Origin of the sequence: Pyxidicoccus xibeiensis (assembly GCF_024198175.1) — a bacterium.
GTDB lineage: Bacteria > Myxococcota > Myxococcia > Myxococcales > Myxococcaceae > Myxococcus > Myxococcus xibeiensis.
The window spans coordinates 630,641-654,559 of sequence record NZ_JAJVKV010000005.1 but is presented as its reverse complement, the minus strand read 5'-3'; the positions used below and the strand labels follow the sequence as shown (position 1 = coordinate 654,559).

The following is a 23,919-nucleotide window of genomic DNA, read 5'->3' as shown; positions in this document are numbered from 1 at the left end:
TGAGCGTTCCTTCCGCGCCCGTCGCGCCCTGGCTCACCCCTCGGTGGCCACTCCGGAATGAGCGTTCCTTCCGGGAGTCCGCCGCTCCAGGTGCATGGGCAGGCCGCCCTTCGGTCGCAGGGTGATGAGCGGCTCGGGTGCCAGCACGTGGCCGGGCAGCCGCCTCGGCCGGAAGCGCTGGGCCACGGTGGCGAGGATGAGCTGGGCCTCCATCATCGCGAAGCCGTTGCCGATGCACTGGCGCGGCCCACCGCTGAACGGGAAGTACGCATACCGGGGCCGCTTCGCGGAGGCCTCCGGCGAGAAGCGCTCCGGGACGAACTCCTCCGGCCGCTCCCAGAAGTCCGGGTGGCGGTGGGTGACGTAGGGGCTGACGTCCACCCAGCTCCCCTTCGGAATCCGGAAGCCGCCGATGACGTCGTCCTCCTTCACCGCGCGGCTGTAGACGTACGCGGGCGGATAGAGCCGCATCGCCTCCTCCACCACCATGCGCGTGTAGCCCAGTCGCGGCACGTCCTCGGCCGTGGGCAAGCGCCCGCCCAGCACCGCGTCCAGCTCGCCGTGCAGCTTCGCCTCCACCTCCGGGTGCTGGTCCAGCAGCGCCCACACCCAGCTCATCGCCGTGGCCGTCGTCTCGTGGCCGGCAACGAGCATGGTGAGCACCTCGTCGCGAAGCTGCTCGTCTGTCATCGCCTCCCCGGTCTCCTCGTCCCGCGCCAGCATGAACATGGAGAGCAGGTCGCCCGAGTCCGCGCCGCTCCGGCGCCGCTCGGTGATGAGCTCCATCACCGTGCCCCGGAGCGTGCGCGAGGCCTCGCGGTACTCCCGGTCGTAGCGCGTGGGCAGCACCGGGGGCAGCAGGTGCAGGCCGCGGAACCGCTGCGTGGTCTGCTCGCTGAGCACGTTGAACGCTCGGCCCACCACCTCCGCCTTGTCGCCCAGCGCCGCGCCGAAGAGTGCCTCGCCGACGATGGTCAGCGTCAGCCGCATCATCTCCTCCACCATCACCACCGGCGCCCCGCGCGCGGCGGGCGCCTCCCAGCGCTCCAGCATGGCCGCCGTCGTCCGCGCCATTCCCTGGGCCATGGCGGAGATGCGCTGCCGGTGGAAGGCCGGCTGCGCCAGGCGCCGCTGCCGCAGCCAGAAGGAGCCCTGGCTCGTCAGCAGCCCGTTGCCGGCGATGCGGCTCACCAGCCGGTAGGAGAAGTGGTCCTTCGTGTAGTTGCCCACGTGCTCCTGCAGCACGTGGCGGACCCCATCGGGGTGGACGATGAGGTGTCCCGTCACCGGGCCGAACCGGTAGCGGACCACGTCCCCGTGCTGGCGCGCCGCCCCGAGCAGGAAGCCGAGCGTGTCGCGGCGGACCTGGGGAATCACGCCCAGCAGCAGGTGGCCTCGGGGGCCGGGAGCGATACGGGGAGCGGCGGTGTCCGGGGTACCCATCACGGTGGTCGTCATCGTAGGTCTCCTTGCGCCCCTACACATGCCGCGCCTGGACGCACGCCGCATTGACCGGCAGCGCCAACCCGTTGTCCGCCGCCGCCACCCTGGATTGCGACCCCGAGGGCCTTGGAGCCATGCTCCCCCGCCCCATGCGTCCCCAGGCGCTCCAGTCCTCCATCTTCCGCACGCTGTTCCGCGTCGGCGAGTCGCTCGGCATCGCCCGCGAGCGCCTGCTGGAGGCCACCGGTGAGAGCGAGGAGCGGCTGGCGGCCCCGGACACCCGTGTGCCCTACGAGGCGCTGCGCCGGGTCTGGGAGCTGCTCGTCTCCGTCGGGGGCGACCAGCCGCTCGGCGTGCGGCTGGCGCAGTTCCTGGAGCCCACCCACTTCGGCCTCGTGGGGTACGTGCTCGTCAACAGCCCCGACCTGCGTACGGCCCTGCTGCGGCACTGCCGCGTCTACGCGCTGCTGGACCCGCGCACCGCGTGGCGCACGCACGACACGCCCGCGGGGATGCGCGCCCAGTTGCACCTGCACCCCGACGACGCGTGGGCGGTGACGCTGCGACACCCCACCGAAGGGTTGCTGCTCAGCCTCGTGGCCACCGGCCGCGCCCTCACCGGCACGCACTGGAGCCCCCAGCGGGTCCGCCTCGCGCACCCGCGCCACGCGGCCTCCGCCGCCGTGGAGGACTTCCTCGGCGCTCCCGTCGAGTACGACGCCGGGGCCTACGTCATGGAGGCGGACGCGTCCATCCTCTCGCTGCCCATCCGCCATGCGGACATCGACCTGGGCAACCTCCTCCATGCCCGTGCCGAGGCCGCGCTCGCCGACGCGAAGTCCGCCGAGCAGCGCACCTGGAGCGAGCGCGTCACCGCGGCGCTCGCGGCCCAGCCTCGCACCGGGGAGCTGGGCCCCGCCGAAGCCGCCGCCCACCTCGCGGTGAGCGAGCGCACCCTCCAACGCCGCCTGCGCGAGGAGGGCGCCTCCTTCGCCGCGCTCGAGGACGCCGTGCGCCGCGAGCGCGCCTTCCAGCTCCTGCGCGACGGGCAGCTCGCCCAGTTCGAGATTGCCTTCCTGCTCGGATTCAGCGACCCCAGCGCCTTCACCCGCGCCTTCCGCCGCTGGAGCGGCCTCACGCCGCTGGCCTGGCAGAAGGCGAACGCCGCCCGGACGTCCCCCTGAACACGGGGGCCACACCCGACACGCAGCACCCCGCAAAGACAACGAGCGCCACCCGGGCCACGAGGGGCACGGGGGCGCTCGGCGTCACGTCCGTCGCGTCAGGCTACTTGTTGTAGCGGTACGCGCTGAACATCTGGTCCATGCGCGTGTCCTGGCCCGCCGTGAAGCGGTCCATGCAGGCGTCGTCGGTGTAGTCCATGAAGTTCTGGATGGGGTCCAGGCCCGTGCCGCTGCAGGTGTCGCGGCCCGTGGGGCAGCCGAAGGCGGCGCTGCGCTCGGCCGGGGTGTCGCTCACGGAGTCGCCCGTCTTGGCGCAGCCGCCCTGGAACGTGTGGTACAGGCCCATCCAGTGACCGACCTCGTGCGTGCCCGTGTCACCCAGGTTGTACGGGGCCGCCGAGCCGCCCGGCACCGAGGAGAAGAGGATGACCACGCCGTCATCCTTGGGCGCGCCGGCGTACCAGTTGGGGAAGGTCGCCCAGCCCAGCAGGCCGCCCGCGGGGTTGCAGCTGTAGATGTTGAGGTCGTCCGCCGTGCCCTGGCGGAGCGCCGTCTTCATCTGCGTCTCCACCGTGGTGTTGTCGCAGCTGTTGAACCAGCTGCTGTTGGTGGTGCGCGTCGTCTGCACCAGGTTGAACGTCCAGCCCCACGCCCGGTAGGCGTCGTTGAGGACGGTCATCTGGTCGTTGATCATCTGCGCCGTCAGGTCACCGTTGGAGACGCCGGTCCCCTGGTTGATGACGTGGAAGTAGACGTTGATGGCGCCGCCCGTCACGCTCGCGCCGCCGCCTCCGCCACCCGGCTTCTTCTGCGCCACCCGCTCCGAGAACTTCGACAGGTGGGCCTTGACCTCCAGCTCCTCCGCGTCCGTCAGCGGGCGCGTGCCGCAGCGCTCACCCGCACCGGGCTTCACCTTGGTCTGCGTGGCCTCCTGGGCGGTGGGCTCCGTCGGCGCGGGCTCCTCCTTCGAGACACAGGCAGTCGCCAGCACGCACGCGCTCAGCACACCGAATCGGGAGAGACTCTTCATTTCTTACGCCTCCAAGGCAGAAGGCGATGGGCCTCCACGGCCCGCCGCTGGAAACCATTATCGCATAATTGGTATCCAAGGTTTTCTGCCCGAGGCTCCTTTTTCCCGAAATACTGAACATCTCGCTCAGGCGGCCACACGCTCCACGCAGGCGGGGACGTCGTTGGTGGGGGAGTTGACCACCCGCGCCACCTCGTAGGCCTCCAGCGAGTCCCCGGAGAAGGGCACCAGCAGGGGCAGGAGCACCGCCGGGTCCTGGGGCTCGGGGCGCAGCCACAGCTCACGGGCCTCGGGCGCGAGGATGACGGGCATCCGGTCATGGATGGGCGACATCAGCGCATTGGGGCCGGTGGTGATGATGGTGCAGGTGTTGAGCACCTCGCCGGTGTCCGGCGCCGTCCACTCCTCCCACAGCCCGGCCAGGGCCAGCGCCTGACCGTCCTTGCGGTGGAAGTGGTACGGCGTCTTCGGCTTCGTGGACTGCTTCCACTCGTACCAGCCGTCCACCAGTACCAGGCAGCGCCGCTTCTTGAGGGCGGTGCGGAAGCTGGGCTTCTCCGCCACCGTCTCGCCGCGGGCGTTGATGAGCTTGCTGCCGATGCTCGGGTCCTTCGCCCACGAGGGGATGAGCCCCCAGCGGAAGGTGTCCAGCATGCGTGCGCCGTCGTTGATGACGACGGGCATCTGCTGGGTGGGACAGAGGTTGTAGCGGGGGCGCTCCACGGCGGCACGGATGCCGGCGAGGCCCAGCTCCGCTACGAGCTGATCAGGAGAGGTTCGGACGGTGACACGGCCACACATGGGGCGGAGTATCGCGCCGTCCGGCATGGAGCCCAAGCCGCGAGTTCGGGGAGTGCCAGGAAGCAGGCGGACGGGCGTCGCGGTAGACTGGCGGTATGAGCGACGACAGCCAGTCGAACTTCGGCAAGCCGGCGGAGGTGAAGAAGAACCCGAAGGTCTTCGGGGTGCCGGTGAAGATAGACCCGTACTCCTCCGTGCGGCCGGACCACCCCACCGGGGAGTTCGGCATGCCCGACGGCAAGAAGAAGCGCGACGACAAGCCGTTCGACCCGTTCGCCGTCGTCATCGAGTCCCCGAAGGGCGGAGGCTGAACACCGGACACCCGGGCCCGAAACCGGGTGCCCGGCCCGCGCGTCGTGGACTACAAGCCGCGCGCCATGACCCGGTCCACGCTGCTGTCCCTGTGTCTCGCCGCTCCGCTCCTCGCCTGCACGGAGCGCTCCGCCACAGCCGATGCCGGTGCGCCGCCCGCCAGCGCCGTGGTGACTGACGCAGGTGCCCCGGCGCCCGGCTCCGAGGCCGTCATGGACGCGGGCCCGGGGGACGCGGGAGCGTCGGCGGTGGGGATGTACCCGGCGGATGCGGGGAGCGGCGCGTGCTCGGCCTCCACGCTGACGCCCCGCGCCGAGCCGGCCCGGCCTCCGCTGCCGGCGCCCGTGGAGTCCATGCGCAGCCGCATCATCGCCGCCGCCGTCGCGTGTGACTACGCGGCGCTGGCCACGCTGGCGGACGAGCAGGGCAAGTCGGTGCGCTTCAGCTTCGGCGACGCCACCGACGCGGCGGCGTACTGGCGCGAGGCGGAGCAGCAGGGAGAGCCCGTGCTGGCGCGGATGGTCGGGGTGCTCCAGCGCCCGTACGCGCGGCAGGAGGGGCTCTACTACTGGCCCGCGGTCCACGTCACGGGCGCGAAGAAGGACTGGCAGGCGCTGCAGGGCCTCTACCCGGCGGAGCAGCTCGAGGCGATGCAGGAGGGCGGCTCGGGCTACCTCGGCCTGCGCCTGGGCATCTCTCCCAAGGGAGACTGGCAGCTCGCCGTGGCGGGGGACTGACGCGGCGCCACCACTGGCCGCGCCAGGACTCCCATTCGCAGCACGCGGCCCACCACTGGCGGCATGGCACGGCGGAGGGCCTTCGCACCGCCCCATCCTGCGGCCATGCGAAGAACCGCCCTGCTTCCGCTCGTCGTCCTCGTGCTGCTCGCCCTGCCCTCCTTCTCCGCCGGAGACCCGGCCCGCGAGCGCGTCCGCGCGGCGACGGAGGCGATGGGCGGCGAGGCCCGGCTCCGGGCGCTCTCCAGCCTGCGCATCCAGGGCATCGGCCACTGGAACCTGATGGAGCAGTCCGAGCGCCCTTCCCCGCCCTGGCTCGTCGTCTACGAGCAGGTGGAGGAGCTGAGGGTCCCGGCCCGCCACCGCCTGCGACAGAAGACCGAGGGCCGGGGCTCCGCGGGGATGGAGGCCTGGAAGCCGATGGTCATGGGGATGGACGGGGACGTGGTGGCCATGGAGCGCGAGGGGCAGATGCGTCCCGCCAGCGGCGCGCAGCTCCAGGACATGCGCGAGCGGCTCGACTTCGCACCCGAGCGCGTGCTGCTCATCGCCCTGGATGCGGCCGACCTGCGCGCCGCGCCGGACACGGTGCTCCAGGACGTGCCGCACCACGTGGTGACCTTCCGGCATGGGAGCGCGACGGTGCGCCTCTTCCTCAATGCGCACACCCGGCTGCCCACCCTGGTGGAGTCGGAGGACGCGCATCCGGCCGACCTCTTCTGGAACATCTGGGGCGACGTGAAGACGCGGCTCTTCTTCCAGTCCTGGTCGCTGGAGCCCGGCGGGCTGCGCTACCCGCGGCACTGGGAGTGGGAGCGCAACGGCCACTCCTACCACTCCTTCACCGTGACGAAGCTGGAGCTGGACGTGCCGGTGTCCGACGCGGACCTCGCCATCCCGGAGGACGTGCGGAAGGCCTTCGACGCGCGGCGCACCGCCACGGCGGATGACCTGCCGCTGGGCCACCCGAGTCGCCCCGCCGCCGAGCTCGCTCCCGGCGTGGTGCACCTGCCGGGCCGCTGGGACGTGGCGCTGGTGAAGCAGGACGACGGGCTGGTGGTGCTGGAGGCGCCCATCGCCTCGGGCTACTCGGCGCGTGTGCTGGAGGAGGCCTCGAAGCGCTTTCCCGGTGTGAAGGTGAAGGCGGTGGTGTCCACGAGTGATGCCTGGCCGCACGTGGGGGGCCTGCGTGAGTACGCGGCACGGGGCATCCCGCTCCAGGTGCTGGACCTCAACCGCCCGCTGGTGGAGCGGCTGCTGAAGGCGCCCCGGACGCGGGTGCCGGATGCGCTCGCGAAGGCGCCCCGCGCCGCGAAGCTCCAGGCCGTGGGCCGGCGCACGTTGCTCGGCACCGGGAAGAACCGGGTGGAGCTGATACCGGTGCGCACCGAGACGGGCGAGCGCATGCTCTTCGCGTGGCTGCCGGAGCAACGCCTGCTCTACACCAGCGACCTGGTGCAGCCAGTGCCGGGCGGCGCGTTCTTCAACGTGCAGCAGGTGGCCGAGGTGCTGGAGGTGGCCACGCGGGAGAAGCTGGACGTGGCGCGAGTGTTCGGCATGCACCTGGATGCCACGGAGTGGACGGCGCTCACCACGGCTGTCGAGAAGGCTCGCGCTCCCGTCACGAAGGCCACGCCCTGAGCGGGGCTACCGGGCCCGGCCCAGCCGGCGCTCCAGGTGCTCGCGGCGGCTCCGGCTCACCCGGAGCCGCTGTCCCGTGCCCAGCACGACCACCAGCTCCGTGGGCGAAGCCTGGTGCAGCTCACGGATGCGCTCCACGTTGACGATGGCCGAGCGGTGGATGCGCACGAAGCGCTCCGGGTCCAGCCGGGCCTCCAGCGCCGCCAGGCTTTCACGCATGAGGTGCTCCTCGCCTCCCACGTGCAGCGTGACGCAGTAGTCCTCGGCTTCAATCCAGTCGATGTCCGCCACCGGTACGAGCACCGAGCGGGCGCCCACCTTCACCAGCAGCCGCTCTCCGCGCTCCACCGTGGGCGCGGGCCGGGCCGGCACGTCGGCGGCGGGAGCGGCCCCCGGCGCACGGGGGCTCCCGGTGTCGGCGAGCAGGTCCGCGAGCCGCCGGCCCAGCTCCACCGCCTCACCCTGGCGAAGACGTTGCCGCGCGCGGTGCAGGGCCTCGTCGAAGCGCTCGTCCGCGAAGGGCTTCACCAGGTAGTCCACCGCGTGCGCGTCGAAGGCGCGCACCGCGAAGGTGTCGTACGCGGTGATGAAGATGACGGCGGGCATGTCGGCCACGCCGACTTCGCGGATGACGCCGAAGCCGTCCAGCTCCGGCATCTGCACGTCGAGCAGCACCAGGTGCGGCCGCAGCTCGCGGATGGCGGCCACCGCCTCGCGCCCATCGCGGCACTCCCCGCACACCCCCACGTCCGCGTGACGCGCCAGGGCGCTTCGCAGGCCCCGTCGGGCCAGCGGCTCGTCATCCACCAGCAGGACGCGCAGCTCAGCCATGCGTGAGCACCTCCGGTGCGTCCGGGGCTGTCAGGCGCAGGGACGGCAGTGCGCACAGCTCAGCCATGCGCGAGCACCTCTGGTGCACCCATGGCTGCCAGGCACAGCGGCAGCAGGGCATTCAGCTCAGCCATGCGCGAGCACCTCCGCCGCATCTGGGGCCATCATGCGCAGCGGCAGCAGGACGGTGGCAACGGTGCCGGTGCTCCCAGACCGATTGGCCACGCTGACGCGCCCGGCATCCCCATAGAGCTGGCCCAGCCGGGCCCGCGTGTTGGACAGGCCGATGCCTGGCCCGCGCTCCAGCTCGAAGCCCGCCGGCAGCCCCGGTCCATCGTCCTCCACCACCAGCACCAACATATCCCCCTGACGCCGGGCGCGGATGAGCAGGTCCCCCGCCGCCGAGCGCTGGGATATCCCGTGGCGGATGGCGTTCTCCACCAGCGGCTGGAGCACCAGGTGGGGCACGCGCGCGTCCAGCACGCCCGCGTCCACGTCCCACACCACGCGCAGCCGGTCCTGGAACCGGAGCTGCTGGATTTCGAGGTAGCGCGACAGCACGGCCACTTCTTCACGCAGGGGGACTTCCTGCGTGGCGCCCTGCTGGAGCAGCTGACGGAGGATGTCGCTGAGCAGCACGAGCATGCGGGCCGCGGTGTCCGTCTCCTTCTCACGCACCAGCACGACGATGGCGTTGAGGGTGTTGAAGAGGAAGTGCGGGTGGAGCTGCGTCTGCAGCGCCTGCAGCCGGGCCTCGGCGAGCTGCACGGCGAGCGCGGCGGCCTGACGCTCGTTCTCCCGCGCGCGCCGCTGCGAGTCCACCGCGTGCGCCACGCCCAGCACCGCGGCATACGTCATGGCCGTCATGGGCAGCCACCCCAGCCAGAAGCGCAGCATCAGCAGGGCCAGCGGCGTGGCGGACGCCGACGGCTGGAATGCCACATGGGACAGCGTGTACACGCCCCCGAACAGCGCCCCCACGCCAAGACACATGGCCAGGTGCGCCCCCACGGCGCGGGCCTCCAGCGGGCGACCCAGGCGCAGCCGGCGGGAGAGGTGCACGACGGCGGGCGTGGCGGGCACCCACACGTACCAGGCGGGCAACTGCGAGACGAACGCGCGCCACAGCGCCAGCGGCTGGGGCCCGGAGCGGCTGAAGAAGTACGTCTCCAGCGCGGCGAGCGTCGCGGGCACGGTCCACACCGCGCCCAGCCACGCCCACCGTCGCCAGGGAGCAGCCGGTGCTTTCTGCATTGGGGACACGATGCCCTGGAGCCTACTCCAGCGCGAACCTTGGTTCCGAGGCCAGGCTGTGGCAGATACGGCGCCCGCCCCCCCGAACAGTCGAGTGAAGCTCCACCATGGAACTCATCAACATCCGTTGCATCAACAGGCTGCTCGCGGCAGGGCTCGCATTGCTGTTGAGCTCATGCGGCGGCACTCGCCATGCCGCACCTTCACGCGCCGATGAGCTCGCCGGCTTCGTGCTCATCATTGAGAAGCACCAGATGGTCGAATCCGCCACGCTTGGCACCGCGCCTCCGAGTTCGACCTGTCGCGGTACGACCTCCACTCCAGCATTCATGGTGCGGGTGGAGGCATCCTGTTGGCTTCATCCCGCCCGCGGGACTGCGACCAGGAACATATCGACTGCTTCCGGAGCTGCATGAAGCGCAGGCTTCCGTCCTATCTGAACCACGTCAAGCGCGGAGACGGCAGCAAGAATGGCTACTGCGCCGGAGAGTGCCTGTCGCAATACCAGGACTGCCTCAAGCTGCAGCAAACACGAGCGCTGGAGTTCAACGGTACGAACGAGGCGGTCGACTGGCTGAAACAACACCGCACGGAGCTCCTCGTCGGAACGGTCATCGTCATCGCGGGTGTTGCTTTCGTGACCCTCTCGGCTGGCGCGGGACTGGTTGTCCTGGCCCCTGTCGTGCTCGTTGCCGGTTGAACAAGGATGGCCACTTCACGGCGCGATGGAGCTCCCGCATGACTCCCAATCTCATCCAGAGCACCCTGGCCATGCTCCGCGAGGTGGAGCGGCATGCATCCACCGCAGAGCAGCTCGATGCAATTCAAGCAACCAAGCCCCTCCTGCACTTCATCTTGGAGAGAGGCGAGTCAGGTGAGTTCGCAGCGTTCATCGAGCATTTCGACACCGCGCCCCTGACTGCCCTGCTCTCCTTCTCCACCCGGACAGAAGCAGACGACTGGCTGCTCAATCACCCCGCCCCGCCTCACGGCGCCATCATCCGGGCGGCGAATGACCTCTACACCGTCGTCGATGCACGTGCCCTGAATCAGCGGACACTGCTCCACCTTCCCTCAACAGACGAGGCCACAGGTCTGGATGGCTCTGAAGAGGAGCAAGAAGTCAGGGAGGAGGCTCCCCCTCCAGCGCCACGTCCCGGAGCGAGGTTCAGCCTCTTCGACCACTACAAGTGGGCCTGCTACTACCTCTCTGCATTGGAGAAGCGGCTGTCCTCACCCCAGCACCTCGAGGCCATCAGGACCGCCAGGCTCGCATTCGATTTCGTGATGCGAATGGGGGAGGAGCATGGCTTCGAGGACTACGTGGGGAGCATCCGCTCCGCCAGAGCCGCCCCCCCCTTCAGGTCCTTCGCGAGGCAGGAGGACGCAGACACCTGGCTGGACGCCCAACCCGAGCCTCCACCTTCGGTGGTGGTCGCCGTCGGGAATGAGCTCTACGCCGTGGGTTACAATCGCCGCGGAAGACGGCGTGTGCTGACCCGTATCCCCACGAACCAAGAACTGGCTGCCGGAGAGCTCTGACAGGTAGCGCCATTCCAGCCTGTGAAGACGGAGCTGCCTACGTCGGCAGCTTGATTCCGGACAGGCGCTGGAACAACTCCACCGCGAAGCCGTCCGTCATCCCGGAGATGTAGTCCGTGACGCACAGCAGCCGCTGGTACTTCGACAGCCGCTCAATCGCCACGTCGCGCTCGGGCGGCTTCTTCTGGTCCTCCTCGGCGAACTCCGGCCGCTGGAAGGACTCCATGGGCAGCAGCTGGCGCAGCTTGCGCTCCTCGCGGTTGGGCCGGTCCGTCACCACCGCCGAGGCGAACATGTCCAGCAGGCCGCCCAGCGTCTTGAAGCCCGCGCTCTCGATTTGCAGCACCCGCTCGCTCTCGTAGCCCTGGCGCCGGGTGATGCGCTTGATTTCGTCGAGCTGCCCGCGCACGTCCGGATGCGCCGACACCAGCGGCGTCTCCCACTCGCCCTGCTCCATCTCCTCCGCGTGCTCCAGGAACACCTTCACGCAGGCCGGAATCAGCATGCCGATGGCCCGCGCTCGCGCCTGCGCCATGCGCGTCTCCAGGTGCGAGGGCGGAGGCCGGACCGGCTTGCCCGCGGGCGCCGGGGGTGGCGGCAGCACCGCCTCCAGCAGCTCACACGCCTGCTTCAGCGGCACCAGGCCCAGCTTCGCAGAGTCCTCCAGGTCGATGACCGCGTAGCAGATGTCGTCCGCCGCCTCGACGAGGAAGGCCAGCGGGTGGCGGGAGAACACGCCAGGCTCGCGCTCCCGCAGCCCCAGCTTCTGGAACGCCTCCACCGCCAGCTTCTGGTCGTCCTGGAAGTAACCGAACTTCTTCTCCGACACGCGCCCCTTCACCGGCGTCCGCCCGTCGGGCAGCACCGAGGGACGCGGGTACTTGCTCATCGCCCCCAGCGTCGCCGCCGTGTAGCGCAGCCCTCCCCACCGCTCCCGCGACTGGAGCCTCGTGAGGATGCGCAGGCCCTGCGCGTTGCCCTCGAAGCTCTGCAGGTCCTTCCACTCCGCCGGCTCGCGGAAGGGGCTCGGGCGCTCCGTCCCCGGCGGCGCCAGCCGCTGCTCCACCCAGTGTTGAATCGCCGCCTCACCCGAGTGGCCGAAGGGCGGGTTGCCGATGTCGTGCGCCAGGCATGCCGCCGCGACGATGGTGCCCAGGTGCGAGGGGTCCACCTCCACGCCCTGCTCACGCGACAGGTGGCGCCCGGCCAGCTGACCCAGCGAGCGCCCCACGCAGGAGGCCTCGATGCTGTGGGTCAGCCGCGTGCGCGTGTAGTCGCTCGTGGACAGCGGGAAGACCTGCGTCTTGTCGTGCAGGCAGCGGAACTCGCTGGAGAAGACGATGCGGTCGTAGTCCTGGTCATACGGCGTGCGCTCGTCCGGGAGGATGCGCTCGTCCGGCGGTGGCGCGGCCCTCTCCGGTGCGCCCTCCTTCGGTGTGGGCGTGCCCACCCGGTGAGGAGAGAGGAGCTGCCGCCACCTGTCCGTTCGATTGCTGCTGACCACGACGACCTCACTGTGCGGACCGACCCGACCGCCCATGCTGCTCCCGCCCCCGGCCGAGGCAAGTTTTCCCGGGCACCTGCCCGGGCGCACCGTCCACCGGACGAACAGCCGGGCCCCGCGCCGCATGCTCCGGGGACTTCACCGCGCTGGACGTGGAGGGCGCCCCTGGGCAGCCTAGTGCGCCGTTCCACTTCGAACCCGAGGAGTTCTCCATATGAAGCTCAAGGCCCTGTGCCTCGCCGTGTCGCTGCTGGCCATCCCCGGGGTGGCCGCCGCGCAGAGCCCGTTTGATACCATCAAGAAGACCGCCGGTGACGCCGGCAAGGGCGCCGTCGAGAAGCGCGTCAACACCAAGCTGATGGACGAGGGCAAGAAGAACCAGTGCAGCTTCAAGACGGGCACCGCCGAGCTGGACCCCGGCTGCGACGCCAAGCTCAAGAAGCTGGCCAATGCCCTCATCGACGCCAAGAAGCAGCTCGATGGCGCGGGCATCAAGAGCTACAAGTTCGAGGTCTCCGGCCACACCGACTCCTCCGGTGATGCCGCGAAGAACAAGAAGCTCAGCGAGCAGCGCGCGGAGACCATCGTCAAGGAGCTCGCGTCGCGCGGCGTGCCCCGCTCGGAGATCATCGCCGTGGGCCACGGCTCCGAGAAGCCCCTGGTGAAGCCGGACGACACGGCGGCCAAGAAGGCGAAGAACCGCCGCTACGAGCTCCAGGTCCGCCTGTAGCCCTCAGCGTCCCACCGCGGCCACGGGGCCTACCCCGCCCCTGGCCGCGGGCTCCAGCACCGCGTCCGTGTCGCCGCGCGGCAGCTCCTTCGCCGCCGGGATGAAGGTCATCGCGCGCTCGGCCAGCGCCGTAATCGTGAGCGACGGGTTGACGCCGGGGTTGGCGGAGATGGCCGAGCCGTCCACCACGTACAGCCCGTCGTAGCCGAAGACGCGGTGGCGGTGGTCGATGACGCCCGTCCCGGCCGAGTCCCCCATGCAGCACCCGCCCAGGATGTGCGCGGTGGTGGGGATGCCCAGCAGCGTCTCGCTCACCATCGTCATCGGGTAGCCGTCCAGCTTGTCCGACACGCGCTTCGCCAGGTCGAACGCCTCGGGCATGTTGGACGTGGGCGCGGGCCCCTCCTGCAGCCCCGTCGTCACGCCCTTGCGCAGCCCCGTCGTCAAGCCGCGCCCGCGCCGCATGCGCAGGTGGCCTTCCAGCGTGCGCATGTAGAGCAGAATCATGGTCCGCTTCGCAAAGTCCGGGACGAACCACGCCTTGAGGAAGCGCACCGGATGGCGCGCCAGCATGCCGAACAGCCGCGCCAGCCGGGCGAACATCGTCGCCCCGGACACCTGCGGCGCCATCAGCAGCCGGAAGAAGCCCGAGCCCTCCGAGTAGCGCACCGGCTCCAGGTGGGAGCGCGCGTCGGTGTGCAGGATGGAGCCGATGGCGATGCCCTTGGACAGGTCCAGCTCCTTGCGCCCGCTGACGACGCCGACGAGCGCCTCCGAGTTGGTGCGCACGCCGTCACCCAGCCGCTCGGACAGCCGCGGCAGCCCGTCCGGGTGCTCCTTCAGCTTCAGCAAGAGGTCCATCGTCCCCAGCACGCCGCCGGCGAAGATGACGTTGCGCGCGGTGAAGCGCAGCTTCTCGCGGAAGAAGCGCCGGGCGCCGCGCAGCGCCTCCACCTCGTAGCCGCCGTCGGGCAGCGGGCGCACCCAGGTGACTTCCGTGTCCGCGTGGAGCGTGAGGCCGCGCTGCTCCGCCAGGTACAGGTAGTTCTTGTCGAGCGTGTTCTTGGCGTTGTGCCGGCAGCCGAGCATGCAGCCGCCGCACGAGTTGCAGCCGGTGCGCTCGGGGCCCTGGCCGTTGAAGTAGGGGTCCTTCACGGTGACGCCGGGCTCGCCGAAGTAGACGGCCACGGTGGTGGGCTGGAAGTCGGTGCGTCCCAGGTCCTCGCCCACCTCCTTGAGCACCTTGTCCGGGAAGGTGTTGAGCGGGTTGACGGTGGCGCCCAGCATCCGCCGCGCGGTGGCGTAGTGCGGCGCCAGCTCCTCCTTCCACCCGGCGAGATGGCCCCAGGAGGAGGACTGGAAGAAGTCGTCCTTCGGGATGGGCAGCGTGTTGGCGTAGACGAGCGAGCCGCCGCCCACGCCCACCCCGGACATCACGGTGACGTGGCGGAAGAAGGTCATCTTGAACAGGCCCCGCCAGCCGAGCTGCGGCATCCACAGCCAGCGCCTGAGGTCCCAGTTCGTCTTCGGGAAGTCCGGCGCGCGCAGGCGGCGCCCCTTCTCGAGCACCGCCACGCGGTAGCCCTTCTCCGTCAGCCGCAGCGCGCTCACGCTGCCGCCAAACCCCGAGCCGATGATGAGCCAGTCGAAGTCCATGACCGTCCGTCCTCCCAACCCATGCCGGCACCGCGCGTTCGGCGCCAGGCGGGCCCCACTCTACGTCAGAGTCCGAGCCTGTCCGGAGGTGACGGCAGAGGCCAGCCTGGTGCCGGGTCGCCTGCCCCCACCCCCGGTGTACGGACGTCCCCTGCCCTTCACGCCCTCCGGGCTCAGCGGGCCTCGGCGGGGCCCAGCAGGCGGGCCACGGCGTGGAGCACCGAGGCCGCGGTGGCCGGGCTCTTCACGTACGCCGCGGGGTTGAGGTTCGTCAGCCGGCCCACCAGGGAATCCGGCCCGCTCACGTTGACCATGACGACCCGCGCCCCCAGCCGGCCCGCGGCCCGGAGCACGTCCAGGGCCGAGCCCGTATCCACGACGATGATGGGCGCCGGCTTGTCCGTCTCCGTCACCACCCGGACGCCCTGCTGGGTGAAGAGCTCCGTGACGAGCGTCATCAGCCGCGTGTCCGTCAGCCGCACCAGCACCATCGGCCGCGTGTCCACCTCCTGCGCCTCCGCGGCCTGGGGCGCGGGCGCCTTACCCAGCTCGCGCACGTCCGTCTTCAGCAGCGCCACCACGTCCGTCTTCAGGACGCTGCGCACCCGCTTGAGCAGCGAGGCGTCCGCCGTGAGGAACGCCTTCAGCCGCCGCTCGCCCTCGGCGGGAAGCTGGGTGAAGGCCACGCCCATCCCGTCCTCGCGCGACCAGGCCACCTGGCCGAACGCTTGAAGTGGCTGGGGCGCGTCCGGAAGCGTGATTCGCAGCTCCAGCGTGCTGCCCACCGGCAGCGGCCGCGACGTCCGGATGGCCAGGCCGCCCGCGCCGATGTTCTTGCTGTACGCGCGCACCACGTCGTCCTGCGTGGCGAAGGTGAGCTCCAGCACCGCATCCGCGCGCGCGGGCCGGGCGGGCTGCCCGCTCCCGGGCGCCGGCAGCGCGCCCAGCTCCAGCAGCACGTCACGCAGCAGCTCCAGGCGCTGCTCCTGCTCCGGGCTCAGGGGTTGGCGCTTCTGCTGCTCCTGGAGAGCGTTGTACTCGTCCAAGGCGCTGGCGCTGTTTCGTCCCATCCATGTCCCCCGGTGAGGAGCGAACTGTACCGCTCCCAACCCCCGGATGGGCCCATCACGCACTGCGCCAGCCTCCCAGGTCGCACACCATCCGGGCCCCCTGGACTGTTCTCTACTTCACATTCCCTTTAAAGCCATTTATTTTAGGAATTCCTGGAAAGCAGGATACGGACGCCCGCCATGTCCCCCCTCTCGCAAGCTCTCGCGGGCTGCCGTGCAGCACCCTGGTCCCCTTGGAGGAGTGATGCGCTTGAAGAGACTGTTGCCCGCCCTGATGTTGCTGAGCACCACGCCGGCCCTCGCCGAGAAGTCCCCGGCCTCGCTGAAGAAGGACCCGGAGCTCTGGGTCACCCTCGGCACCGACACAGTGGAGTCGGTCCGCGAGTCGTTCCGCAGCGTGGGCTGGGAGGAGCCCACGCAGGAGTTGGTGAAGGGCGAGGCCACGATGTTCCGCGTTCGCGAGTCGCAGCTGGAGAAGCTGGCGACGCTCATGCACGAGAAGTTCAACCGGTGCGCGGGCTTCATGACGTACGAGACGCGGGACGAGGCCATCGCCTCGCTGACGCCCGCGCCCGCGCTGGCGACGCAGAACCTCGTCACCTACACGCTCGACAACGCCGCGACGGCCACCGCGCTGATGAGCTCGATGACGGAGGCCAACGTCCGCAGCACCATCACCCTGCTGGCGGGCTACACGACGCGCTACTACACGTCGACCACGGGTGTGAACGCGGTCAACGCGCTGCGCAGCAAGTGGCAGGGCTTCATCCCGGCCGGGCGCACCGACGCCAGCGTGGCGCTGTTCACCCACGCCGCCTGGGCCCAGCCGTCCGTCATCTTCACCATCCGCGGCAGCACCCTGCCCGACGAGGTGGTGGTGGTGGGCGGGCACCTGGACTCCATCAGCTCCGGCAGCACCGCGCCGGGCGCGGATGACAACGCGTCGGGCATCGCGTCGTTCACCGAGGTCATCCGCGTGGCCATGCTCCGCAACTACCGGCCGCAGCGCACCGTGAAGTTCATCGGCTACGCCGCCGAGGAAGTCGGCCTGCGCGGCTCCAAGGAGATTGCCGCCTGGCACAAGAACAACGGCATCAACGTGGTGGGCGTGCTCCAGCTGGACATGACGAACTACAAGGGCTCCAGCGTGGATGCCGCCATCATCACCGACTACACCAACGCCGCGCAGAACACGTTCCTGCGCAACATCATCACCACCCGCGCCGGGTACACGCACACCAACTCCACGTGCGGTTATGCGTGCTCGGACCACGCCTCGTGGACCAACCAGGGCTTCGCCGCCTCCATCCCCCACGAGGCGACGGTGAGCGCGGGCAACCGGTACATCCACACGTCGAGCGACACGCTGACCAACTCCGGCGGCACGGCCAACCACGCGCTGAAGTTCGCGCGCATCGCCGCTTCGTACGTAGCGGAGCTCGCCAAGGGCACCGCGCAGTAGCCGTGTGAGCGCCCCGGGTGTACGCCATGCGTCCGGGGCGTCGTGTCACACAGCTGGCTCCCGGTGGAGCAGGAACCGGGAGTCTGGAACACACGGCGACCGGGGCACCCGCCGCAGGCCCCGGTCGCCCATGCCGCCTCCGGCAGGAGCCTCAGGCCGGCTCTACCGGACGGAGCCGCCGGGGCGAGGGGCCGACCCCGGCCTGCGGCCTCCGCTCCGGGCCCGACTGCCCACGACGCGCGAGCCCCCGCTGGGGAGGCTCGGAAACGAGCGAAGCGACGGGGCCCCGAGGGGCTCCGGACTTCGGCGCGGGCATCTCGGGCATCATCATGATCATCCACAGGACGTCGAGCATCGGTGCGGACCTCACGGCGCGGAAGGAGTGCGGCGGGGAGGAGTAACCGCGGCGGAGAGGCGCGGCCTGCGTCAAATCGACGCACGGTGCCCATTGCGCTTCAGAAGCCGCGGACCAGGGGCCGTCCGTGGGACAGGCCGGGCCAGGGAATCGCGAGCGCGACGAGGAGCATGACGGCCAGCAGCCCCAGCGCCCACACCCGGTGCTTGCGGGTGGGCTCCTCCGCCCTGCGGCTCAGCGCGGACGCCACGTGGGCGACGGCGAGCGCGACGAGCATCAGGGCCGGGTGCTCCACGCTGAAGAACCGCAGGAAGGACACGGACAGGTTCGCCCGGAGTGCCTCCAGCGACCTGGGCGTCAGCGGGCTGAGCACGAAGTAGAGCGTCAGCCCGAGCAGCATCTGCGTGTCGAAGAGGGAGACGACGGCCACCTGGAGCCGCCGGTGCGACGGCAGCCAGTCCTGGCCCCGCAGCCAGGCCCGCAGGGAGCTGCCCAGCGCCAGCACGCCGAACACCACGACGCCCCAGCGCAGCCAGGAGTGGAGGAAGAGCACCACCGTGTAGAGCATGTCGTTCACCCTACCGACGCCGCCCGGGCGCACTCGTGCGTCTTGATGACGCACCCGGCGGGCACGGCGTCACTTCAGCACGGGGTGCTTGGCCAGCTTGCGCTGCAGGCTGCGGCGCTGGATGCGCAGCAGGCGCGCGGCCTGGGAGATGTTGCCTCCACAGTCCGCGAGCACGCGCTGGATGTGCTCCCACTCCGCGCGCGCCAGCGAGGGCACCTCGTGCTCCTTCGCCGCCGCCTCCCCCTCCGGCAGCGTGGCGCCAGCGAAGGCGAGCAGGATGTCGTCCACGTCCGCGGGCTTGGCGAGGTAGTGCGTGGCGCCCCGCCGCACGGCCTCCACCGCCGTGGCGATGCTGCCGTACCCGGTGAGGACCACCATCGTCGTGCGCGCGTCCACGGCCTTCAGCTCGCGCACCAGGTCCAGCCCGGAGCCGTCCTGCAGGCGCAGGTCGATGACCGCGTAGCCGGGGCGCAGCTCCCGGGCGCGCCCGAGCGCCTCCTTCGTGCTGGCCGCGCCGTGCGCCACGAAGCCCTTGCGGCCGAAGGCGCGCACCAGCCGCTCGCGGTAGGGCTCGTCATCGTCCACGACGAGCACCGTGGGCTGCGTCTCACCGGGCCGCATGGGCCACCTCCGTCCGGCAGGGCAGCTCCAGCGTCACCCGCGTCCCCTTCCCTTCCTCGGAGGCCAGCTCCAGCCGGCCGCCGCACAGCTCGGCGTACGTCTGGGTGAGGAAGAGGCCCAGCCCCATCCCCTGCCCCGCGGGCTTGGTGGTGAAGAAGGGCTCGCCCAGGCGAGCCAGCAGCGCGGGCGGTACGCCGGTGCCCTGGTCCTCCACCGTGAAGCGCAAGAGGTCCGCATCCCCGCGCGCCGTCACGGTGACGTGCCCCTGCGTGGCGTCGCTGGCCTGCAGCCCGTTGCGCACGAGGTTCGCCAGCACCTGCACCAGGCCCCGCACGGGGCACCACAGGTGAAGGTCCGCCCCGGCATCGAAGTGGACCCGGGCCAGCTCCGCGGCGACGAGCTGCTCCCGCAGTCCGGCGAGCACGGCGCCCGCCGTGGTCCGCTCGGGAGACTCACCGAGCGTCCGGCCGGCCCGCGCGCTCATGCGCTCCAGGATGTCCCGGCACCGCTCCACCTCGTCGCGGATGAGGCGCGCGTCCTCCAGCGCCTCGTGGGGCTCCTCCAGGATGAGGGACTCCAGCTCGTTGGCGGCGATGGCGATGGTGCCCAGCGGCGTGCCCAGCTCGTGCGCCGCGCCCGCGGCCAGCGTGCTCAGCGATGCGAGCTTCTCCGCGCGCGCCGCGAACTGCTGGGCCCGCACCACCGCCTCCTGCCGGTCCTTCAGCGCCGCGGCGACGCGCGCCACCACGAAGGCGATGACCATCGCCGTCAGCATGCAGGCCACCCACATGCCCAGCTGGTAGAGCGAGTCCGTGCCGCTGGCATCCCGGGGATGCGCGGCCTCCGGCAACGGGACATGGGCGGCGAAGAGGCTCGCATGGCCCAGCACCGCCAGCAGCGCGAGGAGCACCGTCCAGCGCGGGCCCAGCACCAGCGCGGCGAGCGTCACGTGGACCAGGTACAGCACGCTGAAGGGATTGGCGGGCCCGCCGGAGAGCGCGAGCAGCCCCGTCAGCAGGAGCACGTCGAACGCGAGCACCCCGCCGAGCAGGCCCGGGCGCACGGGGTGGGAATGGCGGAGCCGGATGACGAGCAGGAGGTTGGACACCACCGTCGTCGCCACCAGCGCCAGCAGCGGCAGCACCGGCAGGTCCAGCCCGAAGCCCCGCGTGGCGATGAGCACCGTGAGCGCCTGCCCCGCCGCGGCGTGCCAGCGCAGCCGCACGAGCCAGCCGAGCGCGATGGCACTGGAGGAGAGCCGCGCCACCACATCCAGGGCGGAGCGATGGAAGACGTCGCGCGGCGGCTCGTGCTTCAGTGGCGGAGCACCGTGCAGGGCCGTCCCGGCGTCGGTCGGCAGGCTGGACACGCCACCCTTCATACCCCGGGCCGTCACGGAAGGAGTGCGTCAAAGTGACGCACGGCCGTGTCGCACTCAGGCCTCCAGGTACTCGCTCGTCAGGCCCACGACACGCACCGTGGCGGACTGGCTCAAGAGACAGGCCGGGAGCTGAGGGCCCCCGGCCCGCCCTCGCCGGGCTATGGGTCCGGCAGCATGAACGCGACCTTGTAGGCCCGCGCGGATGCCGGGAAGCCTCCCGCCACCGCCGCGGCGACGTAGCCGGCGAGGTTCGGGAACACGTAGTCACGCTCCGCGGCCGTCGACAGCCCCAGCCAGGAGGCGATGGAGAAGGAGTACTGGTCCACCGTCAGCGAGGGAATCCAGCGCCCCTTGGAGTCGGTGGTGTCCGGGTTGCTCGCCCCACCCCCCGTCAAATCCAGGCTGGGGAAGGTACCGTAGAGCCGCCGCCCCTGGACGCGCTTGCCGAGCACGATGGAGTGGTTGCCCCAGCCGTGGTCGGTGCCCCGCTCCGAGTTCTCCAGCAGGGTGCGGCCGAAGTCGCTCATCGTGAAGAGCGTGGCCTGCGGGGGACTGGCGCCGAAGGCCGTCTCCGTCTCGAGCAGCGTCACCGCCTGGTGGAAGGCATCCAGCGCGAAGTCGAGCTCCGCCAGCAGCTCGTCCTGCGTCTGCCGCTGGTTCGCGTGCGTGTCGAAGCCTCCCAGGCCCACCGAGTACACCTGCCGCCGCACGCCCAGACCACCGCCCGCGGTGGGCATGGCCCCCGCGATGAGGTCCCTGAGCACCTGGTAGAGCTGCGTGTGCAGCGTCCAGTTCGTCACGCCCGCCGGAGGGACGAACAGCGCGTCGAGGCTGTTGCGCGTCGCCACGGGCAGCGCGCTCCAGGCTGCCTCCCGCGCCTCGGCGCGCGCCGTGGCGAAGGTCTGCGCCGTGGTGAACACGCCCCCGTAGGACGCCTCCAGGGTCACACCGTTGTCCAGGGCCACCACCTGGGCCAGCGCGCCCTCCTGCAGGGCGTTGAAGTTGGCGTCGCCCGTCTCGCGGAAGGCGAGCACGCCGCTCGACGACACCATCATCGGCTGCCGGTCCGCGCCCGCGGCGAAGAGCGGCTTGCCGCCGAACGAGGTCACCTCCGGGTACTCCCCCGGGTTGAGCCCATGCAGCTTGTCCGCCGTCCGGCCGCCCCAGCCTGTGGCCTTGCCGATGAGCGGCAGGGGCAGCGTCACGGTGGAGGGGTTGGCGATGGCGCTCGCCCAGGCGTCCTGCTGGTCGCTGTGGGAGAACAGGTTGTCGGGCCGCGCCGCCGTGCCGCCGGTGTAGTCGGCCTTGCGCAGGGGGACCACCATGGGCCCCACGTTGCACACGAGCGCGGCGCGGTCCGCCTCGAAGTGCGTGCGCAGCTTCGTGAGCGCCGGGTGCAGCCCGTAGGACGCCGCGGCCTGCCCCACCGGGTTGATGGCGAGCAGCTCGCCCGTGTCGAACCCGATGTTCGGCCGCACGTCGCGATAGAGCCCGTGCGGACCGCTCGTCAGCGGGACGAGGACGTTGTTGCCGTCATTGCCGCCCAGCAGGAAGACACAGACGGCCGCGCGGTAGCCGGCATAGCCACCGAGGGTGGCGGCCTCGGCCTGACCGAACCACCGGGGAAACGTCGAGGACGCGGCCAGGAGCCCCAGGGCGCCGGAGGTGCCACGCAGGAAGAGTCGTCGTGAGATGGACATGGGGCTCACCGCTGGATCTGGAACTCGGGAGAGAGCGTCGTGAGGTAGAGGGCCAGCTTCTTCGTGCGCAGCGCATCGCCCGCGCGCGAGTCCGCCAGTGCGTTCTGGAGGATGAGCTGGAGGTCCGCGGACATCGTGTCGTGGAGCAGGTACCGGTCCAGCCACGTCACCAGGTCCGTGGGGGGCGCGGGGACGGCGTTCAGGTCGATGACGATGCCGGCGTTGGCGGCGGCACCGGTGTAGAGGAACTCGTGTACGAAGTTGGCACGCGCGGTGATGGTCGCCGTGTCGAGGATGGCGAACTCGGGGCCGAGCAGGCCGTTGGCCCCGGGCGCCGGCGCGTTGGGCGGGTAGTAGCTGAAGACCGACGGCGGGCGGGGCACGTACTGCCCCAGGTTGCGGCTCCAGGTGCTGAGCCTCGCGCCAGGGTCCTTGCCGTCCGTCGTGTCGAGCGTGCCGCCCAGCCACCGGACGAGGGTGGTGACGAACAGCGCCGGAGAGCGCAGGTGCCCATAGGAGGCCTGCAGCGCCGACGAGGGCGTCGGCCCGCGCGCCTCGACGTCCTCGATAATCCGACGGACCACGAAGCGCAGGTTGCCGCGCACGCCCGTGCCGTCATCCTTGAAGGCGTTCACCACGCGCTGGACGTAGGCGGGGCTCGGGTTGCTGGTGACCAGGTGCTGGATGAGCTGCTTGCAGATGAACGGCGGCACGTTGGGGTCGGCGAAGACGTTGTCGAGCGCTTCCTGCAGGTGCTGCGCGGCCCCGGCTCCGGCGGTCGTCAGCTGCCCCCGGAGGAGCAGCTGCGCGCGCCCATCGTGATTCACGTCACAGCCAATCATCGGCGCCGGGTAGTTGGCCGGATTCGAGCCGCCCCGCGCCGGGCAGCCCGTGGCGCTGGCGTAGGTCCACCCGGAGAGGGCGGCGGCGAAGGCCTGCACGTGGGCCTCGGAGTACGCGGGAATGGGCGCGCCGTTGGCGTCCAGCTTCTGCGTGCCATCCTCGTCGAGCTGGTGGAGGCCCAGCGTGAAGAGCTGGAGCATCTCCCGCGCGTAGTTCTCGTTCGGCTCGACGCGCTGGCCGTTGCCCTTGAAGGCCTTGTTGTTCGCCATGTCCAGGTACGTCCCCATGGCGGGGTCCAGCGTGATGGCCTCCAGCAGCTGGCGGAAGTTCCCGAAGGCGCGCTGCGAGAGCAGGTTGAGGTAGCCCGCCATCGCCAGCCGGGGCTCGTTCTCCGGCGTGGGGGGATTGGGAATGCCGTTCTGCGAGACGACGAAGACCTGGCTCAGGGCGAAGGCCACCCGCTGGCGGAGCTGGTCCTGCCCCTGGATGGCGTTGGAGAAGAACTGGGAGCCGAGGTCCGGGACGGCCGCCGGGTCGAACGTGGAGCGCGGGGCGTTGAACTGCGCGGTGATGGACGCGGGGACGCCGACGGCGACCACCTGCTCCACCGAGTCGAGGGGCAGCGGGCTCGCCCCCCGGGCGAGGCGCGGGCCGAAAGTCGCCTGCTCCAGGAAGCGGATGGCGTTCTGCTCGGAGGGTGTGGCGAGCGTGTCGACGCCCTGCTCCTCTTGTCCGAGCGGAGGGCTGGCGGCGACGTCAGGTGGGCCTTCGTCAGGCGCGCACGCGGTCGCGCACACGGCGAGGGCAAGGGCGATACGTCGTTTCATCCGGAGCTGCTCCTGGAGAGGTGAGGGAAACCGCATCTCCAGGTAAAATCTCATAAACGCCCCCAGCCAGTAAATCACGCACCTACCCAGGACACAGGCCAGACAGTCCTGGTGCGCTGCCGCGGATTCCCAGGTCCTGGACCCGGCCTTCGCCCCCTCCTGACGCCCGCTGCTGGAGCACGCCCGAGAGGTCTACGACTTCGTGCGGCCGAGCCTGGCCATCACCTTCTCGACGCGGACCGTGTACTTGGTCCCCGAGGACATCGTCGCGGACCTGTAGCGGGGGCGCCTGGAGATCAACACCGAGCACTTCGAGCACCTGCGGTGGACGCCGGAGGAGAACTGCCTCTTCCGCATCGTCCACGACATCATTTCGCACGCCTTCTACCTGCGGCCATTCTCGCTGAAGGGCGAGGTGCTCGCATTC

Annotated in this window: 23 protein-coding genes; 9 read left to right on the top strand and 14 right to left on the bottom strand. The window is 70.7% G+C overall.

Annotation, left to right across the window (positions count from 1 at the left end):
* Window positions 1–33: 33 nt before the first annotated feature.
* Window positions 34–1,458: a cytochrome P450 gene (locus LXT23_RS25205; RefSeq protein ID WP_253982836.1), complete on the bottom strand. Its 1,425-nt coding sequence runs from the start codon at window positions 1,456–1,458 to the stop codon at window positions 34–36.
* Window positions 1,459–1,577: 119 nt separating this feature from the next.
* Between LXT23_RS25205 and LXT23_RS25200 the strand changes: the two genes are divergently transcribed.
* Window positions 1,578–2,627, top strand: a complete 1,050-nt coding sequence (locus tag LXT23_RS25200) for an AraC family transcriptional regulator (RefSeq protein ID WP_253982835.1) — start codon at window positions 1,578–1,580, stop codon at window positions 2,625–2,627.
* Window positions 2,628–2,730: 103 nt separating this feature from the next.
* On the opposite strand, the gene LXT23_RS25195 is transcribed toward LXT23_RS25200, so the two are convergent.
* Window positions 2,731–3,657: a zinc metalloprotease gene (locus tag LXT23_RS25195; protein WP_253982834.1), complete on the bottom strand. Its 927-nt coding sequence runs from the start codon at window positions 3,655–3,657 to the stop codon at window positions 2,731–2,733.
* 126 nt (window positions 3,658–3,783) lie between these two features.
* The gene (locus tag LXT23_RS25190) at window positions 3,784–4,458 is read right to left on the bottom strand and encodes an SOS response-associated peptidase (RefSeq protein ID WP_253982833.1); all 675 of its coding nucleotides are present in this window, start codon (window positions 4,456–4,458) and stop codon (window positions 3,784–3,786) included.
* Window positions 4,459–4,553: 95 nt separating this feature from the next.
* On the opposite strand from LXT23_RS25190, the gene LXT23_RS25185 reads away from it, so the two are divergent.
* The 3 genes from LXT23_RS25185 (at window position 4,554) to LXT23_RS25175 (ending at window position 7,148) form a co-directional block, all read left to right on the top strand.
* Entirely contained in the window at window positions 4,554–4,769 is a 216-nt protein-coding gene (locus LXT23_RS25185; RefSeq protein ID WP_253982832.1) for a hypothetical protein, read from the top strand.
* A gap of 66 nt (window positions 4,770–4,835) precedes the next feature.
* The gene (locus LXT23_RS25180) at window positions 4,836–5,507 is read left to right on the top strand and encodes a hypothetical protein (RefSeq protein ID WP_253982831.1); all 672 of its coding nucleotides are present in this window, start codon (window positions 4,836–4,838) and stop codon (window positions 5,505–5,507) included.
* 105 nt (window positions 5,508–5,612) lie between these two features.
* Window positions 5,613–7,148, top strand: a complete 1,536-nt coding sequence (locus LXT23_RS25175; protein WP_253982830.1) for an MBL fold metallo-hydrolase — start codon at window positions 5,613–5,615, stop codon at window positions 7,146–7,148.
* 6 nt (window positions 7,149–7,154) lie between these two features.
* On the opposite strand, the gene LXT23_RS25170 is transcribed toward LXT23_RS25175, so the two are convergent.
* Window positions 7,155–7,979, bottom strand: a complete 825-nt coding sequence (locus LXT23_RS25170; RefSeq protein ID WP_253982829.1) for a LytR/AlgR family response regulator transcription factor — start codon at window positions 7,977–7,979, stop codon at window positions 7,155–7,157.
* A gap of 126 nt (window positions 7,980–8,105) precedes the next feature.
* On the bottom strand, window positions 8,106–9,173 hold the full coding sequence (locus LXT23_RS25165) for a sensor histidine kinase (RefSeq protein ID WP_253982828.1): 1,068 nt from the start codon (window positions 9,171–9,173) through the stop codon (window positions 8,106–8,108).
* A gap of 167 nt (window positions 9,174–9,340) precedes the next feature.
* Between LXT23_RS25165 and LXT23_RS25160 the strand changes: the two genes are divergently transcribed.
* The 3 genes from LXT23_RS25160 to LXT23_RS25150 are packed head-to-tail and all read left to right on the top strand — an operon-like array spanning window position 9,341 to window position 10,775.
* Window positions 9,341–9,649: a hypothetical protein gene (locus LXT23_RS25160; protein WP_253982827.1), complete on the top strand. Its 309-nt coding sequence runs from the start codon at window positions 9,341–9,343 to the stop codon at window positions 9,647–9,649.
* The gene (locus LXT23_RS25155; RefSeq protein WP_253982826.1) at window positions 9,646–9,933 is read left to right on the top strand and encodes a hypothetical protein; all 288 of its coding nucleotides are present in this window, start codon (window positions 9,646–9,648) and stop codon (window positions 9,931–9,933) included. Before LXT23_RS25160 ends, LXT23_RS25155 begins: the two co-directional genes overlap by 4 nt.
* Window positions 9,934–9,971: 38 nt before the next feature.
* Entirely contained in the window at window positions 9,972–10,775 is an 804-nt protein-coding gene (locus LXT23_RS25150) for a hypothetical protein (protein ID WP_253982825.1), read from the top strand.
* A 37-nt stretch (window positions 10,776–10,812) separates the two neighbouring features.
* Here the strand turns inward: LXT23_RS25150 and dgt are convergent, their stop codons facing one another.
* Complete coding sequence (gene dgt / locus LXT23_RS25145) at window positions 10,813–12,279, bottom strand: dGTP triphosphohydrolase (RefSeq protein WP_253982824.1); 1,467 nt, start codon at window positions 12,277–12,279, stop codon at window positions 10,813–10,815.
* A 214-nt stretch (window positions 12,280–12,493) separates the two neighbouring features.
* On the opposite strand from dgt, the gene LXT23_RS25140 reads away from it, so the two are divergent.
* Complete coding sequence (locus tag LXT23_RS25140) at window positions 12,494–13,009, top strand: OmpA family protein (RefSeq protein ID WP_253982823.1); 516 nt, start codon at window positions 12,494–12,496, stop codon at window positions 13,007–13,009.
* Window positions 13,010–13,012: 3 nt separating this feature from the next.
* Here the strand turns inward: LXT23_RS25140 and LXT23_RS25135 are convergent, their stop codons facing one another.
* Entirely contained in the window at window positions 13,013–14,665 is a 1,653-nt protein-coding gene (locus LXT23_RS25135) for a GMC family oxidoreductase (RefSeq protein WP_253982822.1), read from the bottom strand.
* 173 nt (window positions 14,666–14,838) lie between these two features.
* Window positions 14,839–15,735, bottom strand: coding sequence for a TIGR02266 family protein (locus LXT23_RS25130; RefSeq protein ID WP_253982821.1), 897 nt, complete (start codon window positions 15,733–15,735; stop codon window positions 14,839–14,841).
* Window positions 15,736–15,979: 244 nt separating this feature from the next.
* Between LXT23_RS25130 and LXT23_RS25125 the strand changes: the two genes are divergently transcribed.
* Window positions 15,980–17,197 (top strand): M20/M25/M40 family metallo-hydrolase, encoded by a 1,218-nt coding sequence (locus LXT23_RS25125; RefSeq protein WP_253982820.1) that lies wholly within the window; start codon window positions 15,980–15,982, stop codon window positions 17,195–17,197.
* A gap of 455 nt (window positions 17,198–17,652) precedes the next feature.
* Here LXT23_RS25125 and LXT23_RS25120 read toward each other — a convergent pair whose 3' ends face one another.
* From LXT23_RS25120 to LXT23_RS25095, 6 genes are all read right to left on the bottom strand, one after another.
* Complete coding sequence (locus LXT23_RS25120) at window positions 17,653–18,120, bottom strand: hypothetical protein (protein ID WP_253983149.1); 468 nt, start codon at window positions 18,118–18,120, stop codon at window positions 17,653–17,655.
* Between the two features lie 69 nt (window positions 18,121–18,189).
* Entirely contained in the window at window positions 18,190–18,741 is a 552-nt protein-coding gene (locus tag LXT23_RS25115) for a response regulator transcription factor (protein ID WP_253982819.1), read from the bottom strand.
* Window positions 18,728–20,110 carry an ATP-binding protein gene (locus LXT23_RS25110; RefSeq protein ID WP_253982818.1) on the bottom strand — a complete coding sequence of 461 codons (1,383 nt, stop codon included), beginning with the start codon at window positions 20,108–20,110 and terminating at the stop codon, window positions 18,728–18,730. The genes LXT23_RS25115 and LXT23_RS25110 overlap by 14 nt, the downstream gene beginning before the upstream one ends.
* Window positions 20,111–20,280: 170 nt before the next feature.
* Window positions 20,281–21,822: a DUF1501 domain-containing protein gene (locus LXT23_RS25105; protein ID WP_253982817.1), complete on the bottom strand. Its 1,542-nt coding sequence runs from the start codon at window positions 21,820–21,822 to the stop codon at window positions 20,281–20,283.
* Window positions 21,823–21,827: 5 nt separating this feature from the next.
* The gene (locus LXT23_RS25100) at window positions 21,828–23,492 is read right to left on the bottom strand and encodes a DUF1800 domain-containing protein (protein ID WP_253982816.1); all 1,665 of its coding nucleotides are present in this window, start codon (window positions 23,490–23,492) and stop codon (window positions 21,828–21,830) included.
* A gap of 192 nt (window positions 23,493–23,684) precedes the next feature.
* Entirely contained in the window at window positions 23,685–23,849 is a 165-nt protein-coding gene (locus LXT23_RS25095; protein WP_253982815.1) for a hypothetical protein, read from the bottom strand.
* Window positions 23,850–23,919 lie beyond the last annotated feature (70 nt).

Coding starts and splice junctions, on each gene's coding strand:
- LXT23_RS25100 (WP_253982816.1), bottom strand. CDS start 23,492: ATGAAACGACGTATCGCCCTTGCCCTCGCCGTGTGCGCGACCGCGTGC.
- LXT23_RS25150 (WP_253982825.1), top strand. CDS start 9,972: ATGACTCCCAATCTCATCCAGAGCACCCTGGCCATGCTCCGCGAGGTG.
- LXT23_RS25195 (WP_253982834.1), bottom strand. CDS start 3,657: ATGAAGAGTCTCTCCCGATTCGGTGTGCTGAGCGCGTGCGTGCTGGCG.
- LXT23_RS25205 (WP_253982836.1), bottom strand. CDS start 1,458: ATGACGACCACCGTGATGGGTACCCCGGACACCGCCGCTCCCCGTATC.
- LXT23_RS25105 (WP_253982817.1), bottom strand. CDS start 21,822: ATGTCCATCTCACGACGACTCTTCCTGCGTGGCACCTCCGGCGCCCTG.
- LXT23_RS25130 (WP_253982821.1), bottom strand. CDS start 15,735: ATGGGACGAAACAGCGCCAGCGCCTTGGACGAGTACAACGCTCTCCAG.
- LXT23_RS25185 (WP_253982832.1), top strand. CDS start 4,554: ATGAGCGACGACAGCCAGTCGAACTTCGGCAAGCCGGCGGAGGTGAAG.
- LXT23_RS25120 (WP_253983149.1), bottom strand. CDS start 18,120: ATGCTCTACACGGTGGTGCTCTTCCTCCACTCCTGGCTGCGCTGGGGC.
- LXT23_RS25175 (WP_253982830.1), top strand. CDS start 5,613: ATGCGAAGAACCGCCCTGCTTCCGCTCGTCGTCCTCGTGCTGCTCGCC.
- LXT23_RS25180 (WP_253982831.1), top strand. CDS start 4,836: ATGACCCGGTCCACGCTGCTGTCCCTGTGTCTCGCCGCTCCGCTCCTC.
- LXT23_RS25160 (WP_253982827.1), top strand. CDS start 9,341: ATGGAACTCATCAACATCCGTTGCATCAACAGGCTGCTCGCGGCAGGG.
- LXT23_RS25170 (WP_253982829.1), bottom strand. CDS start 7,979: ATGGCTGAGCTGCGCGTCCTGCTGGTGGATGACGAGCCGCTGGCCCGA.
- LXT23_RS25140 (WP_253982823.1), top strand. CDS start 12,494: ATGAAGCTCAAGGCCCTGTGCCTCGCCGTGTCGCTGCTGGCCATCCCC.
- LXT23_RS25095 (WP_253982815.1), bottom strand. CDS start 23,849: ATGCGGAAGAGGCAGTTCTCCTCCGGCGTCCACCGCAGGTGCTCGAAG.
- LXT23_RS25200 (WP_253982835.1), top strand. CDS start 1,578: ATGCTCCCCCGCCCCATGCGTCCCCAGGCGCTCCAGTCCTCCATCTTC.
- LXT23_RS25115 (WP_253982819.1), bottom strand. CDS start 18,741: ATGCGGCCCGGTGAGACGCAGCCCACGGTGCTCGTCGTGGACGATGAC.
- LXT23_RS25125 (WP_253982820.1), top strand. CDS start 15,980: ATGCGCTTGAAGAGACTGTTGCCCGCCCTGATGTTGCTGAGCACCACG.
- LXT23_RS25155 (WP_253982826.1), top strand. CDS start 9,646: ATGAAGCGCAGGCTTCCGTCCTATCTGAACCACGTCAAGCGCGGAGAC.
- LXT23_RS25190 (WP_253982833.1), bottom strand. CDS start 4,458: ATGTGTGGCCGTGTCACCGTCCGAACCTCTCCTGATCAGCTCGTAGCG.
- LXT23_RS25135 (WP_253982822.1), bottom strand. CDS start 14,665: ATGGACTTCGACTGGCTCATCATCGGCTCGGGGTTTGGCGGCAGCGTG.